Consider the following 24,898-nt stretch of genomic DNA (forward strand, 5'->3'; position numbering starts at 1 on the left):
GATGCGTCCCGCTTGGCTGAGCGGTGCGCCCGCGATACGTAACAGACAAGGGAAGTACGAACCATGAACAAGGGTTCCTCGGCACCGCGCAATCCGCGTGGCCCCAAGAGCTTCGGCGGCAAGTCCGCCGGCAACAAGTCCTACGGCGAGAAGTCGTACGGCAACCGCTCCGATAACAACAAGTCCTATGGCGAGAAGTCGTACGGCAATCGTTCCGAGGGCGGTCGTTCCTCCGGCGAGAAGTCGTACGGCAACCGCTCCGAGGGCAATAAGTCCTATGGCGAGAAGTCGTACGGCAATCGTTCCGAGGGCGGTCGTTCCTCCGGCGAGAAGTCGTACGGCAACCGCTCCGAGGGCAACAAATCATTCGGTGCGAAGAACGCGTCCGGTGCAAAGCCTTACGGCTCCAAGCCGGGAGCCAGATCCGGCAAACCGGGCGAAAGCCGCGACAAGTCGAGCTCGGCGGCCTTCGGAAAGAACTCCGAGCGCGCCTTCGGCAAGGAGCGCTTCGGCAACTCGGTGCAGTCCAGCTACGCTCGTCCTACCCAGCGCGCTCGCGCCCAGGCACGTGTCGAAAACCAGGCTAACCGCGTGGAGAACCAGGACGGGATCCGTCTGCAGAAGGCCATGGCCAACGCCGGGGTCGCTTCGCGCCGCGTCTGCGAACAGATGATCACCGAGGGCCGGGTTGAGGTCAACGGCTCGCTGATCGTCGAACTCGGTGCCCGCGTGGACCCGAAAAAAGACTCCATCCACGTAGATGGCATGCGTCTGCAGCTGAACCAGTCGAATAAGTACTTCGTGTTCAACAAGCCCAAGCACGTGATGTGCACGATGGATGACCCAGAAGGCCGTCGCACCATCGCCGACTACTTCCGCCACGAGCACGAGTCGCTGCGCCTCTTCCATGTCGGGCGCCTGGACTACAAGACCGAAGGCCTGCTGATCCTGACCAACGACGGGGAACTGGCAAACCGCCTGCAGCACCCGAAGTACGAGGTCCCGAAGACCTACCTGGTGCAGATTCCCGGCCCGATTTCGCGCGCCGCGAGCAATGCCCTGCGCGAAGGCATCCGCTTGGAAGATGGCTGGATCAAGGTTGATGATCTTAAAGTGATTGACACCACGCCGAAGTCCGTGATGGTGGAGGTGACCCTGCACTCGGGCCGCAACCGCATCGTGCGCCGCATGTTCGACGCGGTGGGCCACCCGGTAGAGCGCCTGGTGCGCGTGGGCATCGGACCGGTCCAGCTGGGCGACCAGAAGCAGGGAACCATCCGGCCACTGGGCAACCAGGAAATCGGACACCTGATGGCCATGGTGGGGATGTAGCCCATGCCCACCTCTCACCTTGCCGGCCCGGTGCTGGTGATCGGCACCGGACTGCTGGGCACATCGGTGGGCCTAGGACTGCGCGCCAAGGGTGTGGCGGTCTACCTGCAGGACATCTCGCCGACCGCGGCGGGCGTGGCCCAGGACATCGGCGCCGGCCAGCCGCTGGATGCGCAGACGCGCATCGCCCCGGAGCTGGTGGTCATCGGCGCTCCGCCGGATGTCACCGCCGCGCTGGTGGCCGATGCATTGCTGGCCTACCCGAACGCGACGGTGGTGGACATCGCCAGCGTGAAGGGCTCGATCCTCGACGCCGTATGCGCCGACCAGCGGCTGGGTGAGGCCGAACTCGCCCGCTATGTGGGAACCCACCCGATGGCAGGACGGGAGAAATCCGGTCCGGCCGCCGCGCGCGGGGCGCTGTTCACTTCGATGCCGTGGGTCATCTGCGCGCATGCGCAGGCTACCGCGGCCAGCGTGAAGACCGCCGAGGCGCTGGCCATCGATCTGGGGGCGACCCTGCATCGCATGGACGTGCGGACCCACGACGAGTCGGTCGCGCTGACCAGCCACTTCCCCCAGGCAGCCAGCTCGATGATCGCCTCGCGGCTGCTCAACGCCGAGGCCCACCAGCTGGGCCTGGCAGGCAACGGATTGCGCGACATGACCCGCATCGCGGCCAGCGATGAGAAGTTGTGGATCCAGATTTTCGCGCATAACGCCACCGCGCTGATCCCGATCCTCTCGGGGATGAAGGAAGACCTGGACCGGCTGATCAACACGCTGCACAACCCGCAGGGCCCTGGGGCGCTGCTGGATCTGTCGCAGCTGATGAGCGAGGGCAACGCCGGGCAGGCGCGGATTCCGGGCAAGCACGGTGCGCCGCCGCAAGCCTTTGCGTTGGTCACCGTTGTGGTGGATGACAAGCCGGGGCAGATCGCCGCGCTGATGGCAGACATCGGGGCAGCGGGGATCAACCTGGAGGACCTGCGCATGGAGCACTCCGCCGGACACCAGGTAGGCCTGGTGGACGTGTCGGTGCTCCCTGGCCGGCGCGATGAACTGATAAACGTATTGACGAACAACGGATGGAAAGTAGCCCAGTGACGCACGCAGCTAACCCGACGAACCTTGTCGTTGCCATCGACGGACCCAGCGGTTCGGGCAAGTCCTCGGTCTCCAAGGCCGTGGCCCGCGCACTGGGCGCGGCCTATCTCGATACCGGTGCAATGTACCGGGCGATCACCTATTCGGTGCTCGAAGCGGGAACCGATTTGAGCGACGCAGACGCGATCGCCCAGGCGGTGCGCGCGGCGAAGCTGGAGATTTCGGTGGATCCGGACCGCGAGCAGGTGGTCATCGGGGATACCGTGGTGACCGACGCAATTCGTGAACCCCGCATTTCCGAGCAGGTTTCGGCGGTGGCAACCAATCTGGAGGCCCGCGCCGAGCTGGTGCGCCGGCAACGCGAAATCATCGCTGCCAACGAGCGCATCGTCGCCGAGGGACGCGATATCACCACCGTTGTCGCCCCGGACGCGGAAGCCCGCATCCTGCTGACCGCTTCCGAACAAGCGCGCCTGCGCCGCCGCGGAATCCAACTCGGCGGAACTCAAGACGCGAACCAGCTCCAGGCCCAGGTGCTGGAACGGGACAAAAAAGATTCGACGGTAGTGAACTTCACCCAGGCCGCCGACGGAGTCATCACGGTGGACTCCTCGGACCTGGATTTTGAGCAGACCGTTGCAGCCGTGCTTGACGCAATCGCCACGGCTGCGAAAAAGTAGTACCAACTAAGCCATAACCGGCGCCCATCCTCGGCGAGAGCCGATGAAGATTCACGTCCCGCCCGAAACAACGGGTTGGACCTATCGCCTTGAAGGGAAAATCATGAGCGAGCACAACACCTCCCACGACGGGGAATACACCCCGGTCGTAGACGACGATATCGCCGAGCGCCTAGCCGAACTGAGCGAGGAAGACGCGGAAATCCGTACCCGCGCCCTGCTCTCCGGCCTCGAAGACTATGACCTGGATGCGGAGGACTCCGCCCTGCTTTCGGGTCTGGACGATGACTCCGAGGACGATTCAGACGTTGTCATCCCACCGGTCCTGGCCATCATCGGCCGCCCCAACGTAGGCAAATCGACCTTGGTCAACCGCATCCTAGGCCGCCGCGAAGCGGTCGTGGAAGACGTTCCGGGGGTCACCCGTGACCGTGTTTCCTACTCGGCCGAGTGGCTGGGCCGCCCGTTCAGCGTGGTTGACACCGGTGGTTGGGAGCACGATGCCAAGGGCATCCACGCCTCGGTTGCCGACCAAGCCGAAATCGCCGCCGACGTGGCTGACGCGATCCTCTTCGTTGTCGACTCGCATGTGGGTGCCACCGCGACCGACGAGGCAGTGGTGAAGATGCTGCGCAAGAAGCGCAAGCCGGTCTTCCTGGTCGCCAACAAGGTCGACGATTTCAACCAGGAAGCCGAAGCCGCCACCCTGTGGGGCCTTGGATTCGGCCAGCCATGGCCGGTATCCGCCCTGCACGGCCGCGGCACCGCGGACCTGCTGGACGCGGTGATGGAGAAGCTGCCCAAGCACTCCGCCCACGGTGGAGTGATCCCTTCGGGCGGCCCGCGCCGTATCGCGCTGATCGGCCGCCCCAACGTGGGCAAGAGCTCGCTGCTGAACAAGCTCGCAGGCTCCGAGCGTGTGGTCGTCGACGATTACGCCGGCACCACCCGCGACCCGGTTGATGAGCTCATCGAACTCGGTGGCGAAGTCTGGCGCTTCGTGGATACCGCAGGTATCCGCCGCCGCCAGCATATGGCGCAGGGCTCGGACTACTACGCCTCGCTGCGTACCCAGACGGCTCTGGAAAAGGCGGAAGTTGCGGTGGTGCTACTGGCCGCGAACGAAACCGTTTCCGAGCAGGACGTGCGCATCATCCAATTGGCCGTCGACGCCGGCCGTGCACTGGTGCTTGTGTTCAACAAGTGGGATGAGGTGGACGAGGATCGCCGCTACTACCTGGAGCAGGAGATCGAGCGCGATCTGGCCCACATCGAGTGGGCGCCGCGCATGAACATGTCCGCGCTGACCGGTTGGCACAAGGACAAGATGGTTCCGGCGTTGCATACCGCGCTGGAATCCTGGGATAAGCGTGTTCCGACCGGCAAGCTTAACGCCTTCCTCGGCGAACTGGTTGCGGCGCACCCGCACCCGGTGCGCGGTGGCAAGCAGCCGCGGATCCTCTTCGGCACCCAGGCCTCGTCCCGTCCACCGAAGTTCGTGCTGTTCACCTCCGGATTCCTGGATCCGGGTTACCGCCGCTTCATCGCCCGCCGCCTGCGCGAGACCTTTGGTTTCGAAGGCACCCCGCTCGAAGTTTCGATGCGTATCCGCGAGCGTCGCAGCCGTACCCGGTAACGGTTCGAAAATTACCCCGCATATGAGGTAGGGTAATTAAGGAGCTTTTCGTAGACGGCACCCCGGGCCGAAAGGCACGGGGATAACGGCTGCGAGAGCATCGGGCTATGGCGCAGCTTGGTAGCGCGCCTGACTGGGGGTCAGGAGGTCGCAGGTTCAAATCCTGTTAGCCCGACCAGCTGAAAAACCCCGGCGAAAATACGTTTTCGCCGGGGTTTTGGCATGTCGAAACGCATGTGAGCGCGGCTTTCGCTAGTATTTTTATACCCGGGTGAAAGGTCCCAACTCATGCTGCGCAGTTTCCGACAGGTCGACGTCTTTGGCGTAGAGCACTATAAGGGCAACCCGGTAGGCGTCGTGCTGGACGCGGTGGGACTGAGCGACGAGGATCTGCGCGATTATTCGGTGTGGTCGAATTTGTCGGAGTGCACCTTTGTCTACCCGCCATCCTCGCGGCAGGCCGACTACCGGTTCCGAATTTTGAGCCTGAGCACGGAGCTTCCCTTTGCCGGCCACCCCACCTTGGGTACCGCCCGGGCATGGTTGGATCAGGGTGGAGTACCGCGCCAGGCGGGAATGATTATCGCCGAATGCGAGGCGGGTCTCGTGCCGATTCGCATCGAGGATGACCTGCTCAGTTTCGTTTCTCCTCCTGCCACTCGCACCGGGGAGGTCGAGCCAGGCTATCTGGCAGAGGTAATCGAGATCTTGGGTGTCCCCGCCGAAAGCGTGCTCGCCGCCCAATGGGTGGACAACGGCCCGGGCTGGGTAGGGCTGCAGCTTTCCGATGCGGCAACGGTTCTGGGTTTGAACCCCAATGCTGCCGGTCACCCCGGTGATTGGAATATCGGTGTCATCGGCGCCTTGGAACCGGGAGAGAGCCCGACCGGGGAAGACTATGAAGTGCGCACCTTCTTCACCGAAGACGGTTTCGATATGCGCGAAGATCCGGTGACGGGAAGTTTCAACGCGGCCGTCGCAGCGTGGATGCTGGATACCGATCGTGCCCGGGCGCCGTACGTGGTGCGCCAGGGAACTGCGATGAATCGACGCGGTCGCCTCGAAATTTCGGTCGCCGATGGCCAGCTTTGGGTCGGCGGCGCAACGCACGTAGCCATCTCGGGACAGATCGACCTCTGAAATACCAGCCAAGACCGCTGACCAATGCACGTTCGGTACCTGGCCTTGGCAGCGGCGAAGTCCACGCGTACTGTGGAATGCATGGGAACGTTGTTTTTGTAGACCGGGACACCGCGTTGAGTCATACTCCGCGGTGGGTCCTTCGCATGAACCCCGGGATAATCCCGGGGTCATGTCGAGAGTCCGGTCCATTTTCGGCTCTTAGCCGACGACTATCCGTGTAGCCGATAGCGCACCCCAGCTTCGGCTTGCGAGGGAGGATATCCCCATGTCCCGCGAACCCGTACATCCAGAAAATCCGCAGCGTCCAGTCGACGGCTTCGAAAGCTTCCAATGTTCGCTCGAACAGGTCAGCCTCAGCTTCGGCGATCGCGATGTGCTGCAGGACGTTGAGCTGCATGTGGCCGCGCACCAAAGACTTGCCATACTTGGCGACAATGGAGCCGGTAAATCAACGTTATTGCGGCTGCTTGCCGGTACGTTGGCGCCTACGTCCGGTCAGCGCCGCGTTCGCGTGCCCGGTGGTATCGCCATGGCCAGCCAGCATCCACAGTTTGCACCTGGTGCCACCGTGCAGCAGGCCATCGACGGCTACCACAGGACCTTCCGCGACCTTGAGCAGCTGCTCACCGCCATCGGCCTGCGCTTGGAACACGCATCTGAGGACGAAGCCGCACGACTTCTTGTTCAGCTGTCTCAAGTGACAGCGCTCTATGAAGCACGTCAAGGCTACTCGCTGGAGCGGCGGCTAAACCGTGCCTTGGAACAGCTTGGCCTAGGCGAAGTTGATCGCAACGCTCCAGTGACCACCCTATCTGGCGGCCAAAGGTCTCGGTTGACCCTGGCCGCGGTGCTGTGCGCAGAGGCGCAGCTGTTACTCCTGGACGAACCGACCAATGATTTGGATGACACCGCCTTGGAATGGCTGGAACAGAGCCTGCATGCCCATCGAGGTGCGTTGGTAGTGGTCAGCCATGACCGGGTGTTTTTAGGCAGGTTCGCCCACGAAATCGTGCAAGTGCATCAGGGAAAGCTGCAGCATTATGGTGATGGCTACCTAGGATATTTAAGTGAGAAGAAACGAGAACGCGAGCGGCTGATTGCCGAACATGAACAGTGGAGCCAGGAACTTGAACGGGCTCGCAAGTTGGTGCTCAAAAATGCGTCTCGGGTGTCAGCTGTACCGCGAAAGCGCGAAAAGGCGGGGTTTGGGCACGGTTCGTTTCGACAGCGCAGCCGTACTCATGGTTCGACGAGCAAAACCCGTCAGGCCAAGTCGCGTATCAACGAGCTAACCGCAGCACCTGCCGTGGAGCCGGCCAAGGAGCTGCATTTTGCCTTGCCCGAGGCAGCCGAGCAAAACGGTGGGACCCGCGAAGAATTGATCTTAGTCGATGGTGCGTCACGCGGTAAGGCACCCGCGGTTAATGCCGAAAGGTTCATCATCCGGACAGGGGAGCGGTGGCTGGTCTCAGGACCCAACGCGGCGGGCAAGTCAGCACTATTGCGGGTGCTCGCCGGTGAACTTCCGATAGATCATGGACTCGTGGCGCGCGCTTCGGATTTGAGGGTGCAGTGGTTGCGGCAGGAGTTAAGCTTGCTGCCCGGGCAAAGCGTCGTTGAAGCTTTTGCCTTGGCAATTGACGAGCATGTACCGCAAGCATGGGTAAAGCTGGCGCACTTGGGGCTTTTCGAGCCGCAGGAATTTTCACGCCATCCGCAAAGCCTTTCGGTGGGTCAGCAGCGACGGCTGGAATTGGCGGTCGCCCTGTCTAGCGGGGCTGAGCTCTTATTGCTCGATGAACCGACCAACCATCTGTCTCCAGAACTCGTGGAAAGCGTTGAAGAAGCCCTCGCCGACTATGCCGGAACCGTCATTACGGTGACGCACGATCGGCGTTGGCAGCAAAAACTCCGCGATTCCTTCCAAGTGCGGCGCCTGCTGGTGGCGCCGGGTGGGATGGTGACCGAAGTCCGCTGAGCTCGGCGAAACGCACTACACGGACGTAGGTTCACCAGGGCGGGCTCGGCAGGGGTGTATCCAGAAGTGCTTTATCGGCGTAGATTTTGAGCCTATGACTTAGGCAAAGATGAGATGTACGCAATCTCAGCTTGTGTCGACGTTCACAATTCACTTATAGTTAGTGTGCGATATGCGAATCTAATGTTCGATTATCGAACACATAAGTTTTGAGCCAGAGCGTTCACAGAGAAGTGAGGATGAAGCTGTGCAGTTTCACCACAATGGATATGTATCGGGCGACCCACGCATCGAACCGGCCGCCGGAACCGGTCTCGACCGACCGGCCGACCTTCCGGACACGATGGACGTATTGATCGTCGGTGCTGGTCCCGCCGGTATCATCACCGCTGCGCAGCTATCGCAGTTCCCCGAGGTGCACACGCGCATTATCGACCGGCGCCCGCACCGTCTGGAAATCGGCCAGGCCGACGGTATCCAGGCGCGCAGTGTCGAAACTTTCCAGGCCTTTGGCTTTGCTGAACACATCACCGCCGAGGCTTACCAGATCAAGGAAACCATCTTCTGGGAGCCGGATCCGAAGAACCCGGAGAACATCATCCGCGGCGCCCGCACGCCCGATGACGCGCACGGCATTAGCGAATTCCCGCACCTGATCGTGAACCAGGCTCGCGTCATCGACTACTTTGCCGACTACGCAAAGAATTCTCCAGCACGAATCACCCCGGACTACGGCTGGGAGTTCAAGACCCTCGAAGTCCACGACGGGGAGGAATACCCGGTCAAGGCCACCTTGATTTCCACCGATGGTGAGACCAAGGGCCAAGAACGCGTTGTGCGTGCCAAGTACGTCGTTGGCTCGGACGGAGCCCGCAGCGGCGTGCGTCGTTCCATCGGCGCGCAACTCGCCGGCGGCGCAGCAAACCATGCGTGGGGCGTTATGGACACTCTCGCGCTGACCGATTTCCCTGACATTCGCACCAAATGCGCCATCCACTCCCAGGCTGGCTCGATATTGCTGATCCCTCGCGAGGGTGGCAACTTGTTCCGGCTTTATGTGGACCTAGGCGAGGTTCCAGAAGACAACAAGGGCAAGGTCCGTGAAACCACCTTGGAACAGGTCATCGAGCACGCCAAGGCGATCCTGCACCCCTACACGCTTGAGGTGAAAGACGTTGCGTGGAATAGCGTTTACGAGGTTGGCCACCGCCTGACGGACCGCTTCGACGATGTCCAGGTCGAAGAGATCGGTACTCGGGAGCCACGCGTCTTCATCACCGGCGACGCTTGCCACACCCACTCGGCCAAGGCCGGCCAAGGCATGAACGTGTCCATGCAAGACGGTTTCAACCTCGCTTGGAAGCTCGGCTACGTGCTGTCCGGACGGGCTCCCGAAGAGCTGCTGCGCACCTATTCGGGCGAGCGCCAGGTCATCGCAAAGAACCTGATCGACTTCGATAAGGAGTGGTCCTCGTTGATGGCGGCCAAGCCTGAAGAATTTGAAGGCAAGGAAGGTATCGCTGAGTTCTATGTGCGTACCGCCGAATTCCCTGCAGGCTTCATGACCGAATACCAGCCCTCGATTCTGACCGGCGAAAAAGATCATCAGGACTTGGCCAAGGGTTTCCCTATCGGCAAGCGTTTCAAATCATCTGAGGTCATGCGCCTAGGTGACAACAATCCTGTGCACTTGGGCCACCACCACCGCGCAGACGGTCGATACCGTATCTACGTGTTCGCCGACCAGGCTGTGGCCGGCGCCGATTCGAAGGTGACCAACCTGTCGAAGTGGCTGCTTGAATCGCCAGAATCACCAATCGTCAAGTTCACCCCGGCTGGTGCCGATATTGATTCACTTTTCGACGTAAAGGTCGTCTTCCAGCAGGACTACACCACCTTCAACCTCAATGACGCGCCGAAGGTCTTCCGTCCCAACAGCGGCAAGTTCGGGCTGATGGACTACGAGAAGGTCTACGCGGTGCTCGATGGCTCGGATATCTACGCGAAGCGTGACATCTCGGCTAACGGTGCCATTGTGATCGTCCGCCCTGATCAGTACGTTGCTAATATCCTGCCGCTGGATGCGACGGCCGAGCTGGCGACCTTCTTCGACGGTGTTCTGGTTCCGAAGAACTAGGCTGCTCACGAAGCCTGACCAGACTACCCAAGGTCAATGATTGCCCCGTCACGAATCACGTGGCGGGGCAATCGTCATTGCTACCGGAATATTCAGATCTTGATTGCTGTTCTCTATGCTAAGAACCGCCACCGTTTGGGGAGCACAATGGAATTCAAATTTGATTTGCAGCAAGTCTCGGAGTCCGATATGGCGTGTGTTGATGGTGTATGTTTTGTTCCGCCAGCCTCGACCCGGGATGAGGTCACTGATTCAGCTGTGCAAGAAGAAAGTCACGAAGTACCACCGCGTGATTAACTTCCTCGTCTTTTGCCGCGTAGATGAAGGTAACGACTGGTTGTTCGGCGACCAGCTCCAAGAATTCGTCAATAGTCGGATTCTGGTTTAGCTCTTGACGGTAATGCTCTGCAAACTCATCAAATCGCGCCGGATCGTGGTGCCAAGACTTGCGTAGTTCATTTGACGGTGCGATGCCTTTGGCCCACCGCTCCACACAGAGTTTCTCTTTGGTTTGCCCGCGTGGCCACAAACGATCGACCAGGACCCGATATCCGTCGGATGCTTCAGCGTCGATGTATGCGCGTTTGAGTCGAATATCAGTCACGTTATTTTCGGTCATTGAGCTTCATCGCGTGTGCCGGAGCGGCGCTATGCTTCATGGCGCGCCTCCAGGTCTTTGACGCGCGTTCCCCGTCGACGCAAGATCATCCAGGTAATGAAGATGACCAAGAAGATGGCTGCGGCGCCGATGGCTCCAACAAGTGTGGCGCCACCGAACCAGGTCGCGCCAGTATTCAAAATTGCCTGAGCCTTCTGCGCGGCATCCGAGCCGTTCCAGAAGATTCCAAGCGTTAGCCAATTAGGCAGTGCGAGAATGATTGCCAGGACCGCAATAACTCCGCGCCATCGCCAGCTCAACTTGCGGAACCGAACCTGCCACAGCACGAGCAGCGGGATCAACGTAAAGACAAACCCGAGCGAGAACCCCGAAATCCAGCCTCCGGTGGCCGATCCAATATTTTGGCTTGAAATTCGAGTTGCCCACCAAACTGGCATAAAAATCGTAGCAATCGCATAGATTGCCAAGATCGTGATAACTGCAAGCGAACCTAGTATGAGCCGTAGTTTCCAGTTTGAACGCTTATTGGCAGGCGCGGATTCTCCGCGTGTTGCCGGTGCAGTGGCATTCGAATTCTCTTCCATGCAGGAATCATTGCACGTTTGAGCATGCCAAGCATTGAAAATGTGTAATTTCGTGTTATCTCTTGAGCGTTGAGTAGGCTAATCTGGAGATAGTCTGGTGCAAACCACCAAACTCCCGTTTAACCGAAGGTCGTCAAGCGCGAGCTTGAGAGCAAATTTTCTTGGAGGACCCCAAATGTCTGAACATGGGCCGGTTGACCCGCACAACGAGTCTGCCTCCGAAACGACCAATATCTCCTTGCCGGCAGCTCACAAGACTGCAGAGCCGTCGGTAATTTATCCGCTGTCCGAGGACGAACGCGCTGCGGTCTCAGCACTTCCTGCGGGATCTGCGCTACTGGTTGCCCATACGGGACCAAATAAGGGAGCCCGCTTCCTGCTGGACACCAATTCCAGCATTGCCGGTCGCCACCCGGATGCGGACATTTTCTTGGACGATGTCACGGTTTCTCGACGGCACGCAAAGTTTGAGCGCGTTGGCGACGTTTTCAAGCTCACCGACATTGGTTCGTTGAATGGAACCTACATCAACGGCGACCGTATCGACTCGGTGACTTTGGCCAACGCGGTACAGGTGCAGATCGGTAAGTTCCGTCTGAATTTCTACCAGAGCGTACCTAACGTTTAAACTAGTGAAGAACTAGTCTCCTGGCAGCCTCTCAATCGGCTGTCATGCCGCCTAACTACTTGAGGAGATTCTCCTTTGCCAATCTTTGATGCAGCCCGTAGCCCACGACTCGAGGCAGTACGCCACGAGAACGTGAGGGTGGCAGCACTGAATATCGGCGAGGTGCTCTCTGAACTGAAAGGCGAATTCCCACGGGTGACTGCCTCCAAGATTCGATTCTTGGAGGACAAGGGACTAATTATCCCGCAGCGTACCTCGGCCGGATATCGGAAATATTCCGCCTCCGATGTGAGTCGACTTCGATTCATCCTCTCTGTACAGCGCGATCAGTACCTTCCGCTCAAGGTCATCAAGGACCACCTCGATGCCATTGACCGTGGTGAAGCTCCCGCGGCATTGCCCGGTGGCGCGCCCACAGCACCGCAGGCAGTCAATAGCGACATGGTTGAGGCAGTCGACCGTCATTCACGTCCCGTCTCCCTAGCGGAACTTCAGGGGCTTACCGGAGCCAGCGAAGAGCTCGTCAACGAGCTAATTAACTTTGGCCTGATCGAGCCTGAATCGGGCAACTTCGATGTCCACGGCGTGCGGGTCACCAAGTCCGCCGTTGATCTCTCCCATCACGGTATTGAGCCTCGCCACCTTCGTCAGTTCCGTACCGCTGCAGAACGCGAGTTCTCCTTGATCGAGTCCATTATTGGTGCGGACTTGAAAAAGCCTGAGGTCTCCGCGCGCGCTCGGGCAACCGAAGAAGCTCAAGAAATCTCGCGACAGTGCCTAGAACTTCATGAAGCGCTCGTACAGCGTGCGATTTCGCAGCTTGATCGCTAGGCTGATAGCAGGAACGAGTTCGCAACGCTAGGGGGAGTGCATGCTTGAACTAGAATTTGCCGGTATCCGGATTCAGCTTCCATCGAATCAGCCGCTGCTACTGCTTAAGCGTCATGAGCAGAATTTGTATCTCCCTCTCTGGATTGGCGCACCCGAAGCATCCGCTATCGCAATGTCGGAACAGGGGCTCACCCCGCCACGACCCATGACTCACGATCTGATAGTTAACATGCTCGAAGCTCTGGAAATTAAACTTGTGCGAATCGAGATCGTCTCGGTGCAGAACGCAATTTTCACCGCCGAGTTGGTGCTGTCCAACGGCAAGCGCGTCGACTCGCGGTCTTCTGACGCAGTTGCGCTGGCGGTACGTACGCAATGCCCGATCCTGTGCACCGAAGAAGTCATGGAATCAGCGGGGGTCGCCATCGAAATCGAGTCCGAAGACGAAGAGCTTCCCGAGGAACAAATGCGTGAATTCAGAGAGTTCCTTGACAATATTGACCCCGAAGATTTCTCGGCTTAGCTGGTCTTCGGCCTGCCATTTGCGACACGCCTTAAAGTTAAGCTTGAAGGTCTTTGACCAACGCCCCTTATAGCCGTACCGTCGAAGCATAGAGAAAATTCCTGTTGACCGATACTAGGTTCGTCATCACTCGCACCGGTCAGTCGCATGAAATTCTCTGGCCTCTCAATTGAATGAGCTTACACGCTAGGAGTATTTGGATGGAGTCTAGCCAGACCGGTCCTCGCCATGGGACCACCGGTGGCGTTCAGCGATCCAATACCCAAGGTTTGCTCTTCACTGATGATCTGCCCGAGCTGGATGAACATGCCGGCTACCGGGGACCAGTTGTATGCAAGGCTGCCGGGATTACCTACCGACAGCTGGACTACTGGGCTCGTACTGGTCTGGTTGAACCGGCGGTCCGTGAAGCCAAAGGATCCGGTACTCAGCGCCTGTATTCGTTCCGCGATATCCTGGTCCTGAAAGTGGTTAAGCGCCTATTGGACACCGGCGTCTCGCTGCAGCAGATCCGCACAGCGGTAAGCCATCTCCGCGAACGTGGTGTGGAAGATCTGGCCCAGATTACCTTGATGAGCGATGGCGCTTCGGTTTACGAGTGCACCAGTGCCGACGAAGTCATAGACCTGGTCCAGGCCGGTCAGGGTGTCTTCGGTATCGCCGTTGGCCGAGTATGGCGCGAAGTTGAAGGAACGTTGGCAATGCTGCCATCGGAAAGCACGGGGGACCAGTTGGTCACCGATGAGCTCGCTTCCCGACGCGCTGCCAAGGCCGCCCGTAACGTTAGCTGAATAGTACCTAGAATTGCGAAAGCTTCGGCTCGAACAAACTTCCATAAGTTTGTTCGAGCCGAAGCTTTCTTGTTTCTAAACCCTAGGACTGTGCGTTCTGCGTCGGCGCCGAGGACATGAGGTCCTTGAGTAGCGCATCGAACTGAGAAAGCATTGGGGCAGTGGCTTTGCTTGGCCACTGATGCACTGAATATGCTGCGCCCTGAATCTGTTGCCATTCTGGGTGCTCGGGGATCTCCGGCTTCACCATGGAATCGCCGAACATCTGGCGCATCTCGTTGACTCGGAACGTATGCTCGGCTGAATCCTTGCGCACGCGGTTGGCTACGACGCTAACCGGGCCTAGGGACGGAGCGAATTCGCGGCGGAAGAGTTCAAGCGCGCGCTGTGTGCGTTCGGTTCCAGCTACTGAGAACAAGCTTGGCTCAGCGACGAGCAATAACTGATCTGAAGCGCTCCATGCCATGCGGGTTAGACCGTTAAGCGATGGTGGGCAATCGATAAGTACTAGCTGGTATCCGCTGGTGCGGCTCAATAGCTGCGAGAGACGGCGCAAATCTCGAGTACGAAGATCTGGGCGATCATAAATTCCGGTGAACGCGTCGCCCACGGCGACATCGAGTACCGGAATTCGTGTGCGCGATTTCTTTTCGGCAGCTTTGGACTGCCATGCGCTGGCTGCGACATTATCTTGAAGTCGCGCACGACGAACATTCTTGAGCATTTGCCCAATTGGCTGTTTGCCGTTGGCTCGGGCGCCTAAGCCGGTGCTCGCGTCTGCATGCGGATCTAAATCGATCACGAGCGTCGGAATTCCGGCTGCGAGTGCTGCTGAGGCCAATCCGAGTGTTACGGAGGTTTTTCCTACGCCACCCTTGAGGCTGCTGATGCTCACTACATGCACGGACCAGACCACGCCTTTCACTGCTTGCTGATTAAACGTCCCACCGAATATTTAGTCTCTCTTTATCATAGTGTGCCACGCGGTATTTCCCCGACTCCGCAACGTGGGATTTTTAGCACGGATGTAACCATGTCATAAAAACTGTATGCAGACGCTAGTAAGTCATGTGGTCAGACCACTGAGCGAAATGTTTGGTAATTGTGCACCCCGTCACGGTAGGGTATCCACAGCAGCGGTTAAAAATATCCGTTATGCGAGGCCCTACACCCAGGAAAATGGGAACGAAGCGTCCCACGAAGGACGCTTCCCCGTCTTCCAAATGGGTGTGCTGAATCGATGTAGGGAAACTATGTTTGAGAAAATCTTGGTCGCCAACCGCGGTGAGATTGCAATTCGTGCTTTCCGCGCTGGTTACGAACTAGGCGCAAAAACAATTGCCGTCTACCCATATGAAGATCGTAACTCGATCCACCGCCAGAAAGCTGGAGAGTCCTACCAGATTGGCGAAGAGGGCCACCCGGTTCGCGCCTACCTGGACATTGACGAAATCGTCCGCGTCGCCAAAGAAGCCGGCGCTGACGCGATTTACCCAGGTTACGGATTCCTTTCGGAGAACCCAGACCTGGCCCGCAAGGCTGCAGAAAACGGCATTAAGTTCATCGGTCCAAAGGCGGACGTGCTTGAACTGGCCGGAAACAAGGTCGCTGCGCTGAAGGCAGCGCGCAAGGCCGGCATCCCGGTATTGGAATCCTCCGAACCGAGCGACGACGTTGACTTCCTCCTAGCCGAGGCCGACCGCATTGGCTTCCCGATCTTCGTCAAGGCAGTTGCCGGCGGTGGCGGCCGCGGCATGCGCCGTGTCGACAAGCGCGAAGACCTTCCCGAGCTAATGGGTGCGGCAATGCGCGAAGCCGGTACCGCCTTTGGCGATCCGACCGTATTCCTTGAGCAGGCAGTCCTTCGCCCGCGTCACATTGAGGTGCAGATCCTCGCCGATGAGCAGGGCAACGTGGTGCACCTGCATGAGCGTGACTGCTCCTTGCAGCGCCGTCACCAGAAGGTCGTCGAGATCGCTCCGGCGCCGAACCTGGATGAGTCCATCCGTCAGGCGCTGTTCCGTGACGCAGTGAAGTTTGCGCAGACCCTCGGCTACCAGAACGCTGGTACCGTCGAATTCCTGGTCGACACCGTCGGTGAGCGGGCAGGACAGCACGTGTTCATCGAAATGAACCCGCGTATCCAGGTGGAGCACACGGTGACCGAAGAAGTCACTGATATTGACCTCGTCCAGGCTCAGATGCGTATCGCCTCCGGTGAATCGCTGAGCGATCTTGAGATCAGCCAGGACAACATCCAGGTTCGTGGTTGGGCACTGCAGTCGCGCATCACCACTGAGGACCCGGCAAATGGCTTCCGACCAGATGTGGGAACCATTACCGTTTACCGTTCTGCTGGTGGTTCCGGCGTGCGTCTTGATGGCGGCACCATCTACGCAGGCGCAGAGGTTTCCCCGCACTTTGACTCCATGCTGGTTAAGCTCACCTGTCGTGGCCGCGACTACAAGACCGCCGTCGCACGCGCACGCCGTGCGCTGGCCGAATTCCGCGTCCGTGGTGTCGCCACCAACATTCCGTTCATCCAGAATGTTCTCAACGATCCACAGTTCATCGCCGGAGACGTCGCGACCGACTTCATTGACTCGCGCCCGGATCTGCTGACCGGTAACGAATCTCAGGACCGCGGCACCAAGGCACTGAACTACCTGGCTCACGTGACCGTCAACAAGCCTAACGGCGAACGCATCGATGGCATCGATCCACGCAAGAAGCTTCCGAGCTTCCCGGGGGACAAATCCTCCGAGCCGGAGCGTTCGCCATTCGACGGCCCTTCGAAATCGGTAGCACCTCCAGCAGGCTGGCGCCAGAAGCTGTTGGATCTGGGTCCTGAAGGTTTTGCCAAGGCGCTGCGCGACGCGAAGGCCGTGGGTGTTACCGACACCACCTTCCGCGACGCACACCAGTCATTGCTAGCCACTCGCGTGCGTACCCGAGATCTGCTCGCCGCTGCGCCTGCCTACGCCCATACCGTGCCGCAGTTGTTCTCCATGGAAGTCTGGGGAGGCGCGACCTACGATGTCTCGCTTCGATTCCTGGGCGAAGATCCGTGGAAGCGTCTAGAGCTGCTGCGTGCCGAACTGCCAAACATCCCGCTGCAGATGCTTCTGCGTGGCCGTAATACCGTAGGTTACACCCCGTACCCCACCGAGGTCACCGACGCGTTCGTAAAGCAGGCCGCGAAGAGTGGCATCGACATCTTCCGCATCTTCGATGCGTTGAACGATGTCTCGCAGATGGCTCCGGCCATCAAGGCTGTGCGCGAAACCGGAACCGCCGTCGCCGAGGTGGCCCTGTGCTACACCGGCAACCTGCTCGATTCCAACGAGAAGCTGTACACCCTTGATTACTACCTGAATCTGGCTCAGCAGATCATCGATGCCGGTGCACACATCATCGCGATCAAGGATATGGCAGGACTGCTGCGTCCGGCCGCCGCAAAGAAGCTGGTCACCGCGTTGCGCGAACGCTTCGATGTGCCGGTTCACCTGCATACCCATGACACCTCTGGCGGACAGCTTGCTACCCTGATGGCAGCGATCGATGCCGACGTGGATGCAGTGGATGTGGCTTCGGCTGCGATGGCCGGCACCACCAGCCAGCCTTCTGCCTCCGCCCTCGTGGCAGCGCTTGAGCACACCGAACGCGATTCAGGGCTTTCCTTGGACGCGGTAGCTTCGCTGGAACCGTACTGGGAAGCGGTGCGCGCGATGTACAAGCCGTTCGAATCCGGACTGCCTGCACCAACCGGGCGCGTCTACCAGCATGAAATTCCGGGTGGACAGCTCTCGAACCTTCGTCAGCAGGCCATCGCACTGGGACTGGGCGAGCGTTTCGAGGCCATCGAATCCATGTATGCCTCGGTCAACGCCATGCTCGGAAACGTGGTCAAGGTGACCCCGTCCTCCAAGGTCGTTGGCGATCTGGCATTGCAGCTGGTCGGCTCCGGCGTACCGGCGGCAGATTTCGAAGCCAATCCGCAGAACTTCGACATCCCGGATTCGGTCATCCAGTTCCTCTCGGGTGAGCTGGGCAATCCTCCGGGAGGATGGCCAGAGCCATTCCGCACCAAGGCATTGCAGGGCCGCAGTGTGCGCCCACGGGTTGAAGAGCTGTCGGACGAAGATTCGGCGGCGCTCAATGCCGATGACGAGACGATCCGCTCGACCTTGAACCGCTTGCTCTTTGCCGGGCCGACCCGCGACTTCGAGAAGTCCGTGGAGAACTACGGCGACCTGTCCGTGCTGCACACCCGCGACTACCTCTTCGGCCTGACCCCAGAGGTCGAGCGCGTGGTGTCCCTTGGTACCGGTGTGCGCCTGCTGGTGAAGCTGATCTCGGTATCCGAGGCCGATGAGAAGGGCTTGCGCACCGTGGTGTTCTCGCTCAATGGCCAGTCGCGCCAGATCAAGGTGCGTGACGAATCGGTCGAGTCGACGGTGAAGAGTGCGCCAAAGGCCGATCCGACCAATTCGGGCCACGTGGCGGCACCGTTCGCCGGTGCCGTGACGGTCAACGCCAAGGTCGGCGACCTGATCGAAGCAGGCCAATCGGTAGCAACCATCGAAGCGATGAAGATGGAAGCTGGCATCACGGCCAACGCTTCGGGTGTCGTTTCGCAGGTAACGTTGGACGGAACCAGCCAGGTGCAGGGCGGCGACCTGCTGCTCGTCATCGAACCCAAGTAAGTCAACGAAGGCGCAGCGTTCGCTGAGCAATAGGTGTGGCCTCGGGGACATTGAACTGGTCCTTGGGGCCACACCTTTTGCACATTGGCATCAATGCGCTTGGGCGCGGTCCACTGGAGTAGTGCACCAACGGGCAGTTGTGGCACTATGCTCTCTGACGGCTTCGGTTTCACCAAGAAGTCCGGAGAGCTCAAATTCTTGTTCAAGGAGTGACATGAGGATAGCGCGTAAGTCAGGTCCGACACTGAAGCCAGCCGCGTTGCGGGCGAAAGCCATCGCGGCGGGCAAGGTGCGGGAGAACTTGAAAATTACCGTCTTCGCGCTTAGTGCGACCCTACCGGCTGCAGAACTTGCCGTGTTCCTTGAAGGCCAGTTGGCGCAGCTGACGCTGAACTCGCAGGTCCGCGTCGCGGGTCCCGAACGAGTCAAGGCAGCCCTTGCCGGACGCTTCAACGAGGCCGACGTGCTGGTTGTGGTGGGCGATGGCTCCGCAACTGCAGAGCCTGCACTGATGGAGCTAGTGCAGTGGCTACTGCTCAACGGCCGAACGGCATTGGCCGAGAACCTGGTGTACGTGCAGCTCGGCGCGAGAACGTCTGCCACCCCGGCGCCGGTCTTCGAACGGGTTGTGCTCCCAATGAATTTTGCCGAACAGACACAGCAAAGCGGCCGCAGGTTGCCCTGGGCCGCTGCATCCCACGAATCGTGGGAACTTGCCAACGCTGTATTGAACTATGCGACAGGCTTATCTGCCGAATAGATTTCGTCGATGACGGCTTCGTAATCCTTGAAGACCACGGCGCGCTTGATCTTCATAGAAGGGGTCAGATGTCCGGAGGATTCGGTGAAGTCCGTTGGGACAATCCGGAAGGCCTTGATCGCCTCTGCCCGGCTGACCGAGGTATTGGCTTTGTCGATGAGGCTCTGCACATGGGTCTTTACCTGGTCGAGGTTGCTGACTTCTTCCACGGTCAGGGCGGTATCGAGCTGGTGGCGCTCCAACCAACCATGCAATGCCTCTGGGTCCAAGGTGACCAGAGCCGAAATGAACGGCCGGCCATCGCCTAAGACAACACACTGGGAGACCAGCGAATCGGCGCGAATCTGGTCCTCAAGCAGTGCAGGAATTACATTCTTGCCACTGGCAGTAACGATGATTTCCTTCTTGCGCCCGGTGATTCTCAAGAATCCGTCGGCATCCAGCTCGCCAACATCTCCGGTGCGGAACCAGCCGTCGACGAAGGTTTCGGCTTCCAACTCGGGGCGGTTGTGGTAACCGCGCATGACACAGATGCCCTTGGCTAGAATCTCGCCATCCTCTGCGATGCGCACAGCGTTGCCCGGCAGCGGTGGGCCCACCGTGCCGATCTTGATGCGATCGATGGTGTTCACGGTGATCGGAGCCGTAGTCTCGGTCAGCCCGTAGCCTTCGAGGACAGTCAGCCCGATCCCGTGGAAGAAATGACCGAGGCGTTCTCCTAGTGGTGCACCGCCGGAGACTGCATGGCGAATGTTTCCGCCCATCGCTGCGCGCAACTTGCTGTACAGCAGGGCATCGAACAGCTTGTGCTTTAGCTTAAGGACCAGTGGAACCTTGCCGGCGCCTTGGGCTTTGGAATATGCAACGGCAACATCCACGCCGGCATGGAAGATTTTGCCCTTGCCGGCGTCTTCGGCCTTGAGCATCGAAGAGTTGTAGACCTTTTCGAAGACTCGCGGCACCGCGAGGATGAAGTTTGGCTTGAATGATTGTAAATCAGGCAAGAGATTTTTGACATCCGGGGTGTGTCCCACGCGGCAACCGGCGGAAACTGCAAGTACCGAGATGTACCGGGCGAACACGTGCGCCAGCGGCAAGAACATGATCGTCGCGGCACCCGGATATACGCACTGCGGAAGTTCAGCTGCAGCATTTTCGGATAGCTCAACAAAGTTTCCGTGGGTAAGTTCGCAACCTTTGGGGCGTCCGGTGGTGCCCGAGGTGTAAATCAGGGTGGCCACGTCGTTCAGCGTGGCCGAGGTGCGTCGTTCTTCTAACTCTTCGTCACTAACATTTTCGCCTGCCTTGCGCAGCTCATCGAGGCCACCTTCGAATTGCCAGATGTTGTCCAAGGATTCGAGGGTTTCTTGATGGGCCGCCTGACGGACGACGTTTTCGTGGTTGGGCGATTCAACGACCATGGCACAGGCTTCGGAATCGGCGACGATCCAAGCGACCTGGCTGGGGGAGGAGGTTTCGTAGATGGGCACGGTGATGCATCCCGCGTACCAGATAGCGAAGTCAACGAGTGTCCACTCATAGCGGGTACGGGCCATGAGCCCGATGCGTGAGCCCTGCTCAATGCCGGAGGCGATGAAACCACGCGCGATGGCCGAGGCATCGGCTGCGAACTGCGATGCGGTGATGTCCTGCCAAGCCCCACTGGCGGTCGGCACGGAGAATAAGGCAGGATTCGCTGCCGAATTTGCATGTCGTAGGAGCAGATCGGTGATGTTCGAATTTTCCGGCGAGTGGATGCGAAGTGGCGAGCTAAATTCGCGCATCTGGTACTCAACTCCTGTGGTAAGTGTCCTAGGTTATAACGCCTCGTAAGCTGCGTCACATTTATATTACTCGATAGTAACGTAGCCGTTGCAGTGTTCCAAGTCGATTAGACCTTTGCCCCATCATCTCCCGGATCGCGCTGAGTCGGTAGTCTTCGCAGCAGGTAAAAAATGCCAAGAATCGCCGCCGCGGCCAAACCGAGATAAATAAACCCCGGTGCACTTCGGAAAAAGATCACGCAAAACAGCAATCCAAAGGGTCCGCCGGCGGCGCCTACCCATGCCAAATTCAACATTGGATCGCCACTGCCCAGCGCGGCTGGCTCTTCAGGAACGAATTCGTCGGGAGTATCGACTGGTTCATAGTCGCGTGGTCCGCGAGCGAGCGGCCCGGTGTTAAACAGCTTGTCCAAGTGGGTGGCACGTTCGGCAGCGCTTGGCTCGCGAGGAGCTTGCGCGTCGAGACTTTTGAAATTCTCCACCAACTGATCCCAGCGCGGGTCCTCGGCTTTTGAAGGCTCGTTCTCTGCAGGGCTCATTGGGCCTCTTCCCGTGCCGCGACGTCAGTAATGAAGCGCAGCGATTCTTTGAAAATCTTCGGCGCATCATAATCCAATGTCGCCACATGCCTACTACGTGATAACGCAATTCGCTCGCGCAGAATTCCCGGCCCGAGCCCGTTGAGCAAGGCATGAACGGATGCATCCGAAACCACGTTGTCCACGGCGGAACGGAGCAACTGTACTGGGGCGGCCACCAATGGCAGCCGAGCACGCGTCTGCGCGAAGAGCTTGTACACCTCATGTACTGCCGCAACCGGCGTCCGTTCGTAGGCATTCTCGTCGGCCCCGGGATAAGCAATGTCATTGCTTATCGGAGCGACGGTCCGAACCACTCGGCGCAGATAGCCCGCGTAGGGAGCAACCGGCGAATCGATGACCAGCCCGGGGTTCACCAGAGACACTCCGCTGACATTACGGCGTGATGCGAGATGCAGTGCCAACGCTCCGCCCATCGACAGCCCGGCGACAAAAACATGTTGATGCGCGGACGCCAAGTCATCGAAGGTATCCTCCGTCGCCTGGATCCACTGTCCGTAGGGTCGGCCGATCAGGTCCTGCCAGCGTGTCTCATGTCCGGGAAGTATAGGAACGCTCGTGTGTACACCATGGCGCTGCAACGAGTCGGCCCATGGGCGCATGGCCGTCGTGGAGCCGGTGAAACCGTGGATTAGCAATACAGCCACGTCCGAAGCAGACTCGGATTCCGGGACCAAGGAAGTATCTTTCATCATGTGCACCCCTAAAATTCAACGGTTCACTGTCGAGCGTAGTGCACAATTGTATGGTGTGGGCTAAGGCGCCGTCCGGTTGTCTCCCGCGCAAAGCTGTTCGAAGACGAGAATAAGGAAATGCCACCCCGTGCTCTACGACTTTCTTAAACGGTTCGCGGTCCGGCCATTGTTGCGTATCTTCTTCAAGATCGATCTCCAAGGCATCGAAAATATCCCCGAACAAGGTGCCGCGATCCTCGCCTCGAACCACCTGTCGGTCAGTGATTCGGTCTTCCTGCCCGCGAGTCTTGAGCGCCCGGTTATTTTTCTCGCGAAGGACGACTACTTCAACGGCAGAGGGCCCAAAGGACGCTTCGTCGCCTGGTTCTTCCGCAATATTAATCAGCTACCGATGGACCGTTCCGGCGGCAAAGGCTCCGCCGCCTCACTGGACAGCGCCAACCGTGCGCTGCGAGAAGGCAAGTTGCTAGGGATCTACCCGGAAGGCACGCGTTCGCCTGATGGCAGGCTTTACCGAGCCAAGCTGGGGGTCGCGAAACTCGCCATGGAATCTGGTGCTCCAGTCATTCCGGTCGCCATGATCGGCACAGACAGGGTTCAACCTATCGGGCAAGGTATCCCGCGTCCGGGCCGTATCGGGATCCGCGTCGGAGAACCCCTGGACTTCAGCAGGTATGCCGAACAGGTCGATGACCCGCAGACGCTGCGTCACGTGGCAGACGAAATCCGCAAGGCCATCAATGAGCTTTCCGGACAGAACTATGTTGACGTTTACGCCCCGAAGAAAATCAAAAAATAGTTGTTCGCGCAATACGCCGGACTTCCAGAATCGGTGTGTTACGTCGAGTTGTTACATTCATCGCGGTGCTTTGATGCTCGCGGACGTAGAATTGTTAAGGTGAGCGAAGAAAACCGAACCCCATTGCCTGGCTCTTCTGTAGCCGGCCCCGCCACCGACCCTCAACTTGATGCGTGGCGTGATTTGCCTATTGCCCAACAGCCCACCTGGCGTGAGCACCCGGACTATAGTGCCTCGATATCCGAACTGGGTTCACGTCCACCACTGGTATTTGCCGGTGAAGTGGATGTCCTCCGCGAACGCCTAGCCGCCGCAGCGCAGGGTAAAGCCTTCCTGCTGCAGGGGGGCGACTGTGCCGAGACCTTCGACGCGGCGACCGCGGATAAGATCTCAGCGCGTGTGAAGACCATTTTGCAGATGGCCGTCGTGCTTACCTATGGTGCTTCGATGCCAGTGATCAAGATGGGACGCATGGCGGGCCAGTTCGCTAAGCCACGTTCCTCAAATGATGAGACTCGCGATGGCGTGACCTTGCCGGCCTTCCGCGGTGACATCGTCAACGGCTATGACTTCACCCCCGAGTCCCGTGCACATGATCCAAAGCGTCTGGTGCAGGCCTACAACACCTCATCGGCAACGCTGAACCTGATCCGCGCCTTCACCCAGGGTGGATTCGCAGACTTGCGCAGCGTGCATTCGTGGAATGCCGGCTTCATGGCTAACCCTGCGCACTCTGCTTACGAACAGCTTGCCGGAGAGATCGACTCTGCCATCCGCTTCATGGATGCCTGCGGAGCCGACTTCGAAGCGCTGAAGCGCACCGAATTCTTCGCTTCCCACGAGGCATTGCTGCTGGACTACGAGCGTGCCTTGACCCGTACCGATTCGCGTACCGGTCAGCCGTATGACACTTCGGGACACTTCTTGTGGATCGGCGAACGCACCCGCCAGTTGGATCACGCACATGTGGACTTCCTGTCACGCGTGCGTAACCCGATCGGCGTCAAGCTTGGCCCGAACACCTCGCCAGACGATGCGCTGGAACTGATCGAGAAGCTGGATCCAAACCGGGAACCAGGGCGATTGACCTTCATTACCCGAATGGGTGCGCAGAACATTCGCGAAAAGCTGCCAAATTTGGTCGAGAAGGTCACCGCCTCCGGCGCCCAGGTGCTGTGGGTAACCGACCCGATGCACGGAAACACCGTCACCAGCGAGAACGGCTACAAGACCCGCAAATTCGACGATGTCATGGACGAAGTCCGTGGATTCTTTGAGGTCCACGATTCGCTGGGCACCTTCCCAGGTGGCCTGCACGTGGAAATGACCGGTGACGACGTGGCCGAGTGCCTCGGCGGTGCCGATCCGATCCGCCAGGAACAGTTCGATGACCTCTATGAGTCGGTCTGTGACCCACGCCTGAACCACAAGCAGTCCCTGGAAATGGCATTCTTGGTTTCCAGTGCGCTGCAGAGCCGTGGTCGTCGCTAAACGCCCGTGGCACTAAATAACTCTGGCTTCCCGCAATCGCGGGAAGCCAGAGTTATTTAAACGAGCGAAGCCTTT

21 protein-coding genes and 1 tRNA gene are annotated in these 24,898 nt (G+C 59.2%); 16 read left to right on the plus strand and 6 right to left on the minus strand.

The annotated features are described in order from the left end of the window. The first annotated feature begins 63 nt into the window (after nucleotides 1-63). The 8 genes from ACT3UA_RS14125 to ACT3UA_RS14160 all read left to right on the plus strand — a co-directional run bounded on the left by ACT3UA_RS14125 (nucleotide 64) and on the right by ACT3UA_RS14160 (nucleotide 10,013). Nucleotides 64-1,332, plus strand: a complete 1,269-nt coding sequence (locus tag ACT3UA_RS14125; RefSeq protein WP_444617019.1) for a pseudouridine synthase — start codon at nucleotides 64-66, stop codon at nucleotides 1,330-1,332. A gap of 3 nt (nucleotides 1,333-1,335) precedes the next feature. Then, on the plus strand, nucleotides 1,336-2,439 hold the full coding sequence (locus ACT3UA_RS14130) for a prephenate dehydrogenase (RefSeq protein WP_105554328.1): 1,104 nt from the start codon (nucleotides 1,336-1,338) through the stop codon (nucleotides 2,437-2,439). After that, nucleotides 2,406-3,119, plus strand: a complete 714-nt coding sequence (gene cmk / locus ACT3UA_RS14135; RefSeq protein ID WP_444617060.1) for a (d)CMP kinase — start codon at nucleotides 2,406-2,408, stop codon at nucleotides 3,117-3,119. The genes ACT3UA_RS14130 and cmk overlap by 34 nt, the downstream gene beginning before the upstream one ends. A 103-nt stretch (nucleotides 3,120-3,222) precedes the next feature. Continuing rightward, nucleotides 3,223-4,755 (plus strand): ribosome biogenesis GTPase Der, encoded by a 1,533-nt coding sequence (der, locus tag ACT3UA_RS14140; RefSeq protein ID WP_096284198.1) that lies wholly within the window; start codon nucleotides 3,223-3,225, stop codon nucleotides 4,753-4,755. Between the two features lie 101 nt (nucleotides 4,756-4,856). Further along, nucleotides 4,857-4,933: transfer RNA gene (locus ACT3UA_RS14145), tRNA-Pro, on the plus strand. A gap of 110 nt (nucleotides 4,934-5,043) precedes the next feature. Continuing rightward, nucleotides 5,044-5,895 (plus strand): PhzF family phenazine biosynthesis protein, encoded by an 852-nt coding sequence (locus ACT3UA_RS14150; RefSeq protein ID WP_444617022.1) that lies wholly within the window; start codon nucleotides 5,044-5,046, stop codon nucleotides 5,893-5,895. Between the two features lie 268 nt (nucleotides 5,896-6,163). Continuing rightward, a complete protein-coding gene (locus ACT3UA_RS14155; protein WP_444617024.1) occupies nucleotides 6,164-7,876 on the plus strand; it encodes an ABC-F family ATP-binding cassette domain-containing protein in 1,713 nt (570 codons plus the stop codon). A 247-nt stretch (nucleotides 7,877-8,123) separates the two neighbouring features. Next, a complete protein-coding gene (locus ACT3UA_RS14160; protein ID WP_444617026.1) occupies nucleotides 8,124-10,013 on the plus strand; it encodes an FAD-binding monooxygenase in 1,890 nt (629 codons plus the stop codon). Between the two features lie 244 nt (nucleotides 10,014-10,257). Here the strand turns inward: ACT3UA_RS14160 and ACT3UA_RS14165 are convergent, their stop codons facing one another. Together ACT3UA_RS14165 and ACT3UA_RS14170 are read right to left on the minus strand one after the other, a co-directional pair. After that, entirely contained in the window at nucleotides 10,258-10,632 is a 375-nt protein-coding gene (locus ACT3UA_RS14165; RefSeq protein ID WP_444617028.1) for a DUF488 domain-containing protein, read from the minus strand. 29 nt (nucleotides 10,633-10,661) lie between these two features. Then, nucleotides 10,662-11,216 carry a hypothetical protein gene (locus tag ACT3UA_RS14170; RefSeq protein ID WP_444617030.1) on the minus strand — a complete coding sequence of 185 codons (555 nt, stop codon included), beginning with the start codon at nucleotides 11,214-11,216 and terminating at the stop codon, nucleotides 10,662-10,664. A 175-nt stretch (nucleotides 11,217-11,391) separates the two neighbouring features. Between ACT3UA_RS14170 and ACT3UA_RS14175 the strand changes: the two genes are divergently transcribed. The 4 genes from ACT3UA_RS14175 (at nucleotide 11,392) to ACT3UA_RS14190 (ending at nucleotide 13,989) form a co-directional block, all read left to right on the plus strand. After that, nucleotides 11,392-11,844, plus strand: coding sequence for an FHA domain-containing protein (locus ACT3UA_RS14175; protein ID WP_444617032.1), 453 nt, complete (start codon nucleotides 11,392-11,394; stop codon nucleotides 11,842-11,844). Nucleotides 11,845-11,919: 75 nt separating this feature from the next. After that, nucleotides 11,920-12,675: a transcriptional regulator FtsR gene (gene ftsR, locus ACT3UA_RS14180; RefSeq protein ID WP_096284184.1), complete on the plus strand. Its 756-nt coding sequence runs from the start codon at nucleotides 11,920-11,922 to the stop codon at nucleotides 12,673-12,675. A 40-nt stretch (nucleotides 12,676-12,715) separates the two neighbouring features. Beyond that, on the plus strand, nucleotides 12,716-13,198 hold the full coding sequence (locus ACT3UA_RS14185) for a bifunctional nuclease family protein (protein WP_096284182.1): 483 nt from the start codon (nucleotides 12,716-12,718) through the stop codon (nucleotides 13,196-13,198). Nucleotides 13,199-13,398: 200 nt separating this feature from the next. Then, nucleotides 13,399-13,989 (plus strand): MerR family transcriptional regulator, encoded by a 591-nt coding sequence (locus ACT3UA_RS14190; protein ID WP_096284180.1) that lies wholly within the window; start codon nucleotides 13,399-13,401, stop codon nucleotides 13,987-13,989. Nucleotides 13,990-14,071: 82 nt separating this feature from the next. On the opposite strand, the gene ACT3UA_RS14195 is transcribed toward ACT3UA_RS14190, so the two are convergent. After that, nucleotides 14,072-14,893 (minus strand): ParA family protein, encoded by an 822-nt coding sequence (locus ACT3UA_RS14195; RefSeq protein ID WP_444617035.1) that lies wholly within the window; start codon nucleotides 14,891-14,893, stop codon nucleotides 14,072-14,074. 349 nt (nucleotides 14,894-15,242) lie between these two features. Here ACT3UA_RS14195 and ACT3UA_RS14200 point away from each other — a divergent pair, with 349 nt between their 5' ends. Together ACT3UA_RS14200 and ACT3UA_RS14205 are read left to right on the plus strand one after the other, a co-directional pair. Continuing rightward, complete coding sequence (locus ACT3UA_RS14200) at nucleotides 15,243-18,695, plus strand: pyruvate carboxylase (RefSeq protein WP_096284177.1); 3,453 nt, start codon at nucleotides 15,243-15,245, stop codon at nucleotides 18,693-18,695. Between the two features lie 214 nt (nucleotides 18,696-18,909). Continuing rightward, nucleotides 18,910-19,455 (plus strand): hypothetical protein, encoded by a 546-nt coding sequence (locus ACT3UA_RS14205; RefSeq protein ID WP_141393479.1) that lies wholly within the window; start codon nucleotides 18,910-18,912, stop codon nucleotides 19,453-19,455. Here ACT3UA_RS14205 and ACT3UA_RS14210 read toward each other — a convergent pair. From ACT3UA_RS14210 to ACT3UA_RS14220, 3 genes are all read right to left on the minus strand, one after another. Then, nucleotides 19,428-21,239: an AMP-dependent synthetase/ligase gene (locus ACT3UA_RS14210; RefSeq protein WP_096284173.1), complete on the minus strand. Its 1,812-nt coding sequence runs from the start codon at nucleotides 21,237-21,239 to the stop codon at nucleotides 19,428-19,430. The genes ACT3UA_RS14205 and ACT3UA_RS14210 overlap by 28 nt on opposite strands. 107 nt (nucleotides 21,240-21,346) lie before the next feature. Next, complete coding sequence (locus tag ACT3UA_RS14215; protein ID WP_444617038.1) at nucleotides 21,347-21,721, minus strand: hypothetical protein; 375 nt, start codon at nucleotides 21,719-21,721, stop codon at nucleotides 21,347-21,349. A gap of 53 nt (nucleotides 21,722-21,774) precedes the next feature. After that, nucleotides 21,775-22,533, minus strand: a complete 759-nt coding sequence (locus ACT3UA_RS14220; RefSeq protein WP_444617040.1) for an alpha/beta hydrolase — start codon at nucleotides 22,531-22,533, stop codon at nucleotides 21,775-21,777. A 127-nt stretch (nucleotides 22,534-22,660) separates the two neighbouring features. On the opposite strand from ACT3UA_RS14220, the gene ACT3UA_RS14225 reads away from it, so the two are divergent. Both ACT3UA_RS14225 and ACT3UA_RS14230 read left to right on the plus strand, forming a co-directional pair. Then, entirely contained in the window at nucleotides 22,661-23,332 is a 672-nt protein-coding gene (locus ACT3UA_RS14225) for a lysophospholipid acyltransferase family protein (protein ID WP_096284167.1), read from the plus strand. A 99-nt stretch (nucleotides 23,333-23,431) separates the two neighbouring features. Beyond that, nucleotides 23,432-24,823: a class II 3-deoxy-7-phosphoheptulonate synthase gene (locus ACT3UA_RS14230; protein WP_374954806.1), complete on the plus strand. Its 1,392-nt coding sequence runs from the start codon at nucleotides 23,432-23,434 to the stop codon at nucleotides 24,821-24,823. Nucleotides 24,824-24,898: the final 75 nt, after the last annotated feature.

Source organism: Glutamicibacter sp. 363 (assembly GCF_052379505.1).
In the GTDB taxonomy this organism is placed as follows: domain Bacteria; phylum Actinomycetota; class Actinomycetes; order Actinomycetales; family Micrococcaceae; genus Glutamicibacter.